At 72.5% G+C, this 8,197-nt stretch carries 6 protein-coding genes; all 6 read left to right on the forward strand.

All coding sequences use genetic code 11. The annotated features are described in order from the left end of the window. Positions 1-117 precede the first annotated feature (117 nt). Entirely contained in the window at positions 118-1,107 is a 990-nt protein-coding gene (locus ABT360_RS34625) for a polyprenyl synthetase family protein (RefSeq protein WP_351825627.1), read from the forward strand. 439 nt (positions 1,108-1,546) lie between these two features. Further along, positions 1,547-1,768, forward strand: coding sequence for a type A2 lantipeptide (locus ABT360_RS34630; protein WP_351825619.1), 222 nt, complete (start codon positions 1,547-1,549; stop codon positions 1,766-1,768). 95 nt (positions 1,769-1,863) lie between these two features. Then, positions 1,864-2,670: an HlyD family efflux transporter periplasmic adaptor subunit gene (locus ABT360_RS34635; RefSeq protein ID WP_351825621.1), complete on the forward strand. Its 807-nt coding sequence runs from the start codon at positions 1,864-1,866 to the stop codon at positions 2,668-2,670. Next, the gene (locus ABT360_RS34640; protein WP_444852377.1) at positions 2,667-4,916 is read left to right on the forward strand and encodes an NHLP family bacteriocin export ABC transporter peptidase/permease/ATPase subunit; all 2,250 of its coding nucleotides are present in this window, start codon (positions 2,667-2,669) and stop codon (positions 4,914-4,916) included. The genes ABT360_RS34635 and ABT360_RS34640 overlap by 4 nt, the downstream gene beginning before the upstream one ends. A gap of 1 nt (position 4,917) precedes the next feature. Then, on the forward strand, positions 4,918-7,791 hold the full coding sequence (locus ABT360_RS34645; RefSeq protein ID WP_351825623.1) for an NHLP bacteriocin export ABC transporter permease/ATPase subunit: 2,874 nt from the start codon (positions 4,918-4,920) through the stop codon (positions 7,789-7,791). Between the two features lie 120 nt (positions 7,792-7,911). Then, positions 7,912-8,133 carry a hypothetical protein gene (locus ABT360_RS34650; RefSeq protein WP_351825625.1) on the forward strand — a complete coding sequence of 74 codons (222 nt, stop codon included), beginning with the start codon at positions 7,912-7,914 and terminating at the stop codon, positions 8,131-8,133. Positions 8,134-8,197: the final 64 nt, after the last annotated feature.

Here is an 8,197-nt window from a genome sequence, read left to right on the forward strand (position 1 = left end):
GTCGCCGAAGTCGGGGCGGACCCCGCGGGCGGCCATGACCTCGTCGTTGGAGGTGCCGGCGGCGACCATGGGCCACACCTGGGCGGCGCGGAGGCGGTGCTGGCGCGGTGCCGGGGGATGGTGGAACCGGTGCTGCGGGAGCGGGTCGGAGGCATGCACGCGTGGCCGGCCGAGATGGCCGGGTACGCCTTCGGGTGGTGGGAGCGCGGGGGTGAGCCCCGCACGGGATCGTCCGGGAAGGGCCTGCGTCAGGCACTGGCCGTGCTGTGCGCCGAGGCGGCGGGGGCGCCCGCGGAGACCGCCGTGGACGGGGCCGTGGCCGTGGAGCTGGTCCACACGTTCTCCCTGCTCCACGACGACATCATGGACGGCGACGACACCCGGAGGCAGCGCCCCGCCGCGTGGAAGGCGTACGGGACGGGGCCCGCGGTCCTGGCCGGGGACGCGCTGTTCGCGCTGGCCTTCGAGGTCCTCGCCGGGTCGCCCGGCCCGCACGGCGGGGCGGCGGTGCTGCGCCTGTCCCGGGACATGGCCGAACTGGTGGACGGGCAGGCGGAGGATTTGCTGTTCGAGGCGCGGCCGTGGACGGGGCCCGAAGCCGTGCCGGTCGACGCGTACCTGCGGATGGCCGAGCACAAGACGGGCGCGCTGCTGGGCTGCGCGGCGGCACTGGGCGCCCTGCTGGCGGGCGCGCCGGCGGCGACGGTGGACGCCCTGTCCACGGCGGGGCGGCAGCTGGGCGTCGCCTTCCAGGCGGTCGACGACGTGCTGGGCCTGTGGGGCGATCCCGCGGTGACGGGCAAGCCGGTCCACGGGGACCTGCGGCGGCGCAAGAAGACCCTGCCGGTGCTGGCCGCGCTGGCGTCGGGCACGCCGGCGTCCCGGCGGCTGGCCGCCCTCCTCTCCGTACCGGGGCCGCTGGACGAGGCCGCGGTACGGCGGGCGGCGGGGCTGGTGGAGGAGGCGGGTGGCCGGGAGGCGGCCGTGGCGGAGGCGCACGCGCGCCTGGACCGGGCGCGGGCCTGCCTGCGCGGCGTCCCGCTGGCGCCGGTACCGGCCGGCCGGCTCCTCGCGCTGCTGCCGTACGTGGTGGGCCGCTCGGTGTGACGCGTGTGGGGAAACGGACGGCTCCGGCAAAGTCGGTCAACGCCAGGAAAACGGCCAATTCCCCACCCGGCACGCACATCCGTTATGAGGCAATGCCAGCGAATCTGCACACCGAATGTACAGGCGTCACACCGCCTCCCACGGGCCCTCATGACACCGGTCGGCCGCCCCGGCCATTGAGACCGGAATGTCCCGTTCCGAAACGCCTGGACGGCGGCCGGCGGAAAGATGGACGGCCACCCGTGTGAAGAAGCTGCCACCAACCCATGGACACGCCTGCACATCGACGCAATTCGACACCGGTGAACCGTCGTTACGGGTGCTCACCGGATTGGCTGACCAACGCACCCCCGTGCTTTGATCCTTCGCACTGCGGCGGCCGCACAAAGGCCCGCTCCGTAGTCATTTCGAGTTAGCCGTGTGAAGGGAACCTCACAACATGAACCCCCAGATCCAGACCCAGGAGATCTCCGACGCCGACCTGGACGCCGTGTCCGGTGGCCTCCACAGCGCCGTTGCCAGCGGTGTCGTCGGCAGCGCGACCGCCACGCTCGACTCGGTCGCCCCGGTCTCCGCTGTTGCCACCTCGGGCGTCGCCGCCGTCGAGTCCTTCGCCGGCCTGAACTCCTCGGCCCTCACCGGCTTCGTCGCCGGTCTCTGAGACGGCATGAGTGAGCCCCGGGACTTCTTTCGTTCCGGGGCTCACCTCGCTGTTCGCTTCCTGAACCGGACACTTGCAGTCGAGGGAAGAGTTACGTGCAGTTCCGCCAAAAGGCCCTTTCCAAACTGCAATCCCCCGAGGAAATAGACCTGCCGGTGCGTTTCGCCCGGCCCCAGGGCCTTCTCGTTCTGGCCGTCACCGTCGTCGCCATGGCCGCCGCGGCCGTCTGGGCCGTCACCGGCTCGGTCTCCTCCACACTCACGGCGCCCGGAATCCTCACCCACGGCAAGGGCAGTTACATCCTCCAGAGCCCCGTCGCCGGTCAGGTCACCGGCGTACTCGCCGAGGAGGGCGACCACCTCCCCGCCGATGCACCGCTGCTGAAGGTCCGCACCGCACAAGGCGAGTCCGTCGTGCGCACCATCGCCGCCGGGCGGGTCACGGCCCTCGTCACGACGATCGGCTCCGTCGTCACGACCGGTTCCGACGTGGCGTCCGTCGAGCACGTCGACGCAAAGGACGCGCCCCTGACGGCGACGGTCTACGTACCGGCCGACCGCGGCGCGACCGTTCCCGTGGGCGCCTCCGTCGACCTCACCGTCCAGTCGGTGCCGGCACAGACGTACGGCGTCCTGCGCGGCCGGGTGAAGTCCGTCGGCCGGACCGCCCAGACCCGCCAGCGCATCACCGCCTTCCTCGGCAGCAGCCAGCTGGGCGAGCAGTTCTCGCGGGCCGGCCAGCCGGTGGCGGTCCTGGTCGAACTGGAACGCTCGTCCTCGACGAAGACCGGTTACGCGTGGTCGACGTCCGACGGCCCCGACTACGCACCCGCTTCCATGACGCCGGTGAGCGCCTCCGTGCACCTGGCCTCTCAGGCCCCGGTCGATTGGCTTCTCCCGTGAGCGCCCCCGCCGGCCGCCGCCGCGCCCCCGCGCGGTCCACACGGTCCACGCGGTCCACCCGGTCCACGCGGTCCGCGCCGAAGAACAAGCGGCCCAAGGCCGTCCGCACGCCCACCGTCCTCCAGATGGAGGCCGTGGAGTGCGGGGCCGCCTGCCTCGCCATGGTGCTCGCCCACCACGGGCGCCACGTACCGCTGGAGGAGCTGCGCATCGCGTGCGGCGTCTCCCGCGACGGCTCGCGCGCCAGCAACGTCCTCAAGGCCGCCCGCAGTTACGGCCTCGAGGCCAAGGGCATGCAGATGGAGCCGGCGGCGCTCGCCGAGGTGCAGGCCCCGGCCATCCTGTTCTGGGAGTTCAACCACTACGTCGTCTACGACGGGACGGGGCGCCGCTTCGGCCGCCGGGGCGTGCACATCAACGACCCCGACAAGGGACGACGATTCGTCTCTCCGGAGGAGTTCGACACCAGCTTCACCGGAGTCGCCCTGGTCTTCGAGCCGGGCCCCGGCTTCCGCCGGGGCGGCCGCAAGCCGGGCGTCCTGAGCGCCCTGCCCGCGCGGCTGCGCGGCACGACGGGCACCCTGCTGGCGGCGCTCGTCGCGAGCCTCCTGCTGGTCGCGGTCGGTGCGGCGGTGCCCGCGCTGAGCCGGACGTACATCGACCTGTTCCTGATCGGGAACCAGACCTCGGTGCTGGGTCCGCTGTTCGCCTCGATGGCGGCGCTGGTCGCCCTGACCGCCGTCCTGACCGGGCTGCAACAGGCCAACCTGCTGCGCGGGCGCATCATCTCCTCCACGCTCAGCAGCGCACGCTTCCTCAGGCACCTGATGCGGCTGCCGGTCACCTTCTTCGCCCAGCGAAGTCCGGCCGACCTGGTGCAGCGGCTCCAGTCCAATGACGCGGTGGCCGAGACACTGGCCCGCGACCTGGCCGCCGCGGGCGTGGACGGCATCGTCGTCGTCCTGTACGCGCTGCTGCTGTGGACGTACGACCCCCAACTGACCGTCGTGGGAGTGCTGATAGCACTGCTCAACGTCGTCGCCATGCGGATAGTGATCCGGTTGCGGGCCACGCACACGCAGAAGCTGCGCGCCGACAGCGCACGGCTGACGAACACCTCGTACACCGGCCTCCAGCTGATCGAGACCATGAAGGCGACCGGCGGCGAGAACGGCTACTTCCGCCGCTGGGCGGGGCAGCACGCGACGACCCTGGAGGTGCAGCAGCGCCTCGGAGTGCCGAGCGCCGTCCTGGCCGTCGTCGCGCCCACCCTGGCGACCCTCAACAGCGCGCTGATCCTGTGGATCGGCGGGCTGCGGGCCGTGGAGGGGCACATCTCGATCGGCCTGCTCGTCGCCTTCCAGGCCCTGGTGACGCGCTTCACCGCGCCCATCACCCGGCTGAACGGGGTGGCCGGCCGCATCCAGGACTTCGCCGCCGACGTGGCCAGGCTGAAGGACGTCGAGAGCTTCCCCGTGGACGCCCTCTACGCGCGCGTGGAGCCGGACGCGAGCACCCGCCGCCTCAAGGGCCATGTGCGGCTGGAGAACATCACCTTCGGCTACAGCCCGCTGGACAAGCCGCTGCTCAGCGGATTCTCCCTGTCCGTGGGACCGGGGCAGCAGGTGGCGCTGGTCGGCGGCTCGGGCAGCGGCAAGTCGACCGTCTCCCGGCTGATCTCGGGCCTCTACACCCCCTGGGAGGGGACGATCCGCATCGACGGGCAGCGCCTGGAGGACATCCCGCGCGGCGCGCTCGCCGCCTCCGTGTCGTTCGTCGACCAGGACGTGTTCCTCTTCGAAGGGACCGTCCGGGACAACGTCGCCCTGTGGGACCCCTCCATACCGGACGACGCCGTCGTCGCCGCGCTGAAGGACGCCGCCGTGTACGACGACGTCGTCGCGCGCCGCCCCGGCGGTATCCACAGCCGCGTCGAACAGGACGGCCGCAACTTCTCGGGCGGGCAGCGCCAGCGCCTGGAGATCGCCCGCGCCCTGGTGCGGCGGCCCAGCGTCCTCGTCCTCGACGAGGTGACGAGCGCACTGGACGCCCGGACCGAGCAGATCATCATCGACAACCTGCGGCGGCGCGGCTGCGCGTGCGTGGTCATCGCCCACCGGCTGTCCACGGTCCGCGACAGCGACGAGATCGTGGTCCTGGACCACGGCACGGTCGTCGAACGGGGCCGCCACGAGGAACTGCTCGCCGCCTCCGGCGCGTACGCCGAGCTGGTCAAGGAGCGCTGACATGCCGGTTCCCCCGGACGTACACCCGGAGGCCCACGCCGTGGTCCACCCGGGCGTTCACCCGGGCGTCCACCCCGCGGTGGCCGCCGCCGACCCGGTGGTCCACGCCCTGGGCGCCCTGGGCTCCCCCGTCGACTGCGCGGGACTGCGCACCGTACCGCTGGAGGGTCCGCACGTGCTGTGGCTGGTCGTGGCGGGCGGGCTCGACCTGTTCGCCGTCGACGCCGCCCAGCAGGGCCACTGGCACTTCCTGGGCCGCCTGGAGGCCGGCAGCCTGCTCCTCGGCCCCGTCGAGGGACCGCAGCACACCCTGGTGGGCCGGCCCGCACAGGACTGCGCGCTGCGCCGGATCGGGCTACGGGAGCTGTACGCCGGACAGGACCCGTACCACCACCCCTACGGCGAAGCCACGCCCCTGGAGCACGCCTTCGCCCTGGGCACCGCCCGCAGCCTGGGCGTGCTGTTCGAGGCGCCTCTCGACGACGGACGCTCCCCGGCGGACGAGACCGTCGCCGACGACGACATGCTGTGGATGCCGGTCCCGCCCGGCAGCGTCCAGTACGGCGCCGCGTACAGCGCGGACGCGGCGGGCGACCTGCTCGTCGACGGCGCGCTGTGGCAGCGGATGGTGAACCAGCAGTACCGGCTGCTGTCCGCGGTGGACCGCTGGATCGAGCAGCTGGAACGCGCCCACGAGGACCGGGCGGCGGCCGGCATGAAGGCGGGCGAGGCCGTCCGCGCGCGGGCGGACCAGGCGCTGCTGGCGTCCATCGGGCGGCCGGACCGCGGGGGCCGGAAGAGGAACTCGGCAGCGGACGACGACGCCACGTTCGCGGTGTGCCGGCAGGTCGCCCGAGCGGCCGGGATCACGCTGGCCGAACCGTCGGCGAGCGGTGTGGCCGACGAGCGGACCGGAGCGGTGGAGCGCATCGCGGTCGCGTCCCGGGTCCGCACCCGAGCGGTGCGACTGGAGGGGCGCTGGTGGCGTACGGACTCCGGGCCCCTGGTGGGGCACTGGGCGAAGTCCGGCGCCCCGGTGGCGCTGCTGTGGCGGCGCGGCCGGTACGAGGCGGTGAACCCGGCCTCGGGGCTGCGGATACGGATCGACGCGGAGAAGGCCGCCGAGCTGGAGCCGCGGGCGGTGATGTTCTACCGCCCGCTGCCGGAGCGCCCGATGACGCCGTCGCGGCTGCTGCGCTTCAGCCTGCGGGGCGCGGGGGGCGACGTACGCAATCTGGCCCTCGCCGGGCTGGTGACGGTGGGGCTGGGCGCGCTGGTGCCGGTCGCGACCGGCAGGATCCTCGGCGTGTACGTACCGGCCGCGCAGACGAGCCTGATCGTGCAGGTGGCCGTGGCCGTGATGATCGCGGGTGTGGTGTCGGCGGCGTTCATGCTGATGCAGAACCTGACGGTGCTGCGGATGGAGGGGCGCATCGAGAGCGTCCTCCAGCCGGCGGTGTGGGACCGGCTGCTGCGGCTGCCGACGAAGTTCTTCGCCGGGCGCTCCACCGGGGAGCTGGCGAGCGCGGCCATGGGGATCAGCGCGATCCGCCGCGTACTGACCGGGGTCGGTCCGGTTGCCGTGCAGGCGAGCACGGTGGGTGTGGTGAACCTGGTGCTGCTGCTCTGCTACAGCGTCCCGTTGGCGCTGGCCGCGATGGCGATGCTGCTGGTCATCGGAATCGTCTTCCTCGGGCTCGGGCTGTGGCAGGTGCGCTGGCAGCGGCGGCTGGTCGAGCTGAACAACAAGCTGAACAACCAGGCCTTCCAGACCCTGCGCGGGCTGCCCAAGCTGCGCGTCGCGGCGGCGGAGAGCTTCGCGTACGCGGCGTGGGCGCGGGAGTTCGCCCGCTCGCGCGAGCTTCAGCAACGGGCCGGCCGGATCCGCAACGTCACCACCGTCCTGGACGCCGTCTACCTCCCGCTCTGCTCGCTCATCATGTTCATGCTCCTGGCGGGACCCGCGCGCGGCAGCATGACGGCCGGCGAGTTCCTCACCTTCAGTACGTCGGTGACGATGCTGCTGACATCGGTCACCCAGATCACCGGGGCCCTGGTGTCGGCCGCCGCGGCACTGCCCCTGTTCGAACAGATCAAGCCGGTGCTGGACGAGGCTCCGGAGGTCCGCGGCTCCACCACCCAGCCCGGCGTCCTGTCCGGCGCCATAGAGGCCCGCAACCTCTCCTTCCGCTACTCCGACGACGCGCCCCTCGTCCTCGACGACGTGTCGCTCCACATCCGGCCGGGCGAGTTCGTGGCCGTCGTCGGACCCAGCGGCTGCGGCAAGTCCACCCTGCTGCGTCTGCTCATCGGCTTCGACCGGCCGGTGACGGGCAGTGTCCTGTACGACGGCCAGGACCTGACCGCCCTCGACCAGGCGGCGGTGCGCCGCCAGTGCGGTGTCGTCCTCCAGAACGCCCAGCCTCTCACCGGCTCGATCCTGGACTGCATCAGCGGTGCCGAGTCGTTCTCCCAGGAGGAGGTGTGGGCGGCCGCCGAGATGGCCGGCCTGGCGGAGGACATCAGGCGCATGCCGATGGGTCTGCACACGATGATCGCGGGCGGCGGGGCGATCTCCGGCGGCCAGCGCCAGCGCCTGATGATCGCCCAGGCCCTGATCCGCCGCCCCCGGATCCTGTTCCTGGACGAGGCGACGAGCGCGCTGGACAACGAGGCGCAGCGCATCGTCATCGACTCCACGCGCCGCATCGACGCCACCCGGCTGGTGATCGCCCACCGCCTGTCGACGGTGATGGACGCCGACCGCGTGATCGTCATGTCCGCCGGCCGTATCGTCGAGCAGGGCCCCCCTGCCACGCTCCTGGCCGACCCGGGCGGACATCTGTACGAGCTGGTGCGCCGCCAAATGCGCTGATCGGGCACCCCTGAAAGGGTGGGATTCGCCTTCCGGGGCGCGCCGATACCCGCAAACCCGGGAACCCCTCCCTCCGAACCCCGCCCGGACGGACCGGGCGGCGCGTCCACGGAGGAACAGATGCTCAGGAAGGCTTTCGCCTGCACGGCCCTGGTCGCCGCTGCCATGGCGGTCGGCACCGTCCCCGCCGCCGCTCACGGCGACGACGGCAAGGACGACCACGGCAAATTCCACGCCGCCGAGTGGGACAAGGGCAAGTTCGCCGCCCTGGAGTCCGCCGGCGGCGCGAAGATCTTCGCCGGCGGCTGGAAGAAGGGCGGCGCCGTCGGCGCCGAGTGGTAGCCGAACCGGCCGTCGTACGCCGCCCGGTGACCACCACCTGGTGGACCGGCGACCCCGACCCGAC

Origin of the sequence: Streptomyces sp. NPDC000229, assembly GCF_040300825.1 — a bacterium.
In the GTDB taxonomy this organism is placed as follows: Bacteria; Actinomycetota; Actinomycetes; order Streptomycetales; family Streptomycetaceae; genus Streptomyces.